Origin of the sequence: Dyadobacter sp. LHD-138 (assembly GCF_030929615.1) — a bacterium.
Classification (GTDB): Bacteria; Bacteroidota; Bacteroidia; order Cytophagales; family Spirosomataceae; genus Dyadobacter.
This window is the reverse complement of record NZ_JAVFVU010000107.1, coordinates 1-1,232: the sequence shown is the minus strand read 5'-3', so window position 1 is coordinate 1,232 and position 1,232 is coordinate 1. Positions and strand designations below refer to the sequence as shown.

Sequence of the window (1,232 nt, the reverse complement as noted above, 5' to 3'; positions counted from 1 at the left end):
GGTTGACAACCAGGGTAACCTTTGGATGTTTGGCGGAAGGCAGCTGGCGGATCAGCAACATCTGGACGATCTTTGGATGTTTGAAACAACCAAAGGAAGTTGGTTGAAAGTAAGTGGCAAACAACAGTTTAACCAGCTAGCCACCTGGGGCCAGCAAAAGACTACTGATGGCAATAATACACCCGGTAGCCGTTCTGATTGCACGAGTTGGACTGATAAAAACGGGAATCTCTGGCTATTTGGCGGACTGACAGCAGATCTGGATAATATCGGACTATCCAATTATTATAATGATTTGTGGGTTTTCGATATAAAAAAAACGCAGTGGCAATGGGTAGCTGGAATCAATAAACCCAATCAGCTTGCCGATACCCTTGTAAACGGCAGGGATGAAAAAGGCCCAAAACCATCTTCCCGTTCAGACGCAACCGGTTGGTATGATGCAAAAAACAATACACTTTGGCTTTACGGCGGCACTGGATACGGGATCTCGTTCCGTCAAAAGGGAGGCCTTTCTGATATGTGGAGTTATGCCATTGATGAAGAAAAATGGACGAAACAAAACGGTGATTTCAAAATCAATTCAGAACCTAACAACTTTTCGGCAAGCTCTGCTTCTAAACTGAATTCACCCGGACGTCGTGCGGGAGCCACCAGTTGGGCAGATAAATCAGGAATTCTTTACCTGATGGGAGGCTATAATCAGTTCCTGCGTGAATACGTATATATCGAAAGATTTATTTGGAAATATGATACGGAGATCAATCAATGGAGTATTTTGCCTCAAACGGCTGCTGCCGGGATAGGTGGCGGGACGTCTTTCACGGGCTCTGACGGCACCCTGTATTTCTTTGGCGGGAAAGAATTTGATGAAACGACGATGCAGGCACGTCCTGCTAATTCAGTTTGGAAATTAAAACAGTAAATCAATTAGCCTGTAATTTTTTTAATATGAGACATTTTATAAAATACTTATGCAGTCTATTGATTTTGTTGCACTTTGAATCCTTCGCGCAACAACCATCACCCGGTGAAAAAGTTGTTTTCAGTTCTCCCCAGGCTGCACAACTTGGAAAGTTCGGCGGTCACACCATCAATTACAGTACGGGCACACCCAATATCAATATTCCTTTGCTTACCTTATCAGAAGGAGATTTACAGATCCCTATCTCGGTGCAGTATAATTATAGCGGTTTTCGTCCCAGTGATCAGCCAGGCTGGATAGGTTTAGG

At 44.0% G+C, this 1,232-nt stretch carries 2 protein-coding genes; both read left to right on the top strand.

Going from position 1 to position 1,232, the window contains the following annotated elements; all coding sequences use genetic code 11:
* On the top strand, nucleotides 1–925 hold a 925-nt coding region (locus RB622_RS30115; protein ID WP_308050553.1), incomplete at its 5' end, for a kelch repeat-containing protein.
* 26 nt (nucleotides 926–951) lie between these two features.
* Nucleotides 952–1,232: hypothetical protein (locus RB622_RS30110; protein WP_308050552.1), on the top strand; the 281-nt coding region annotated here is incomplete at its 3' end.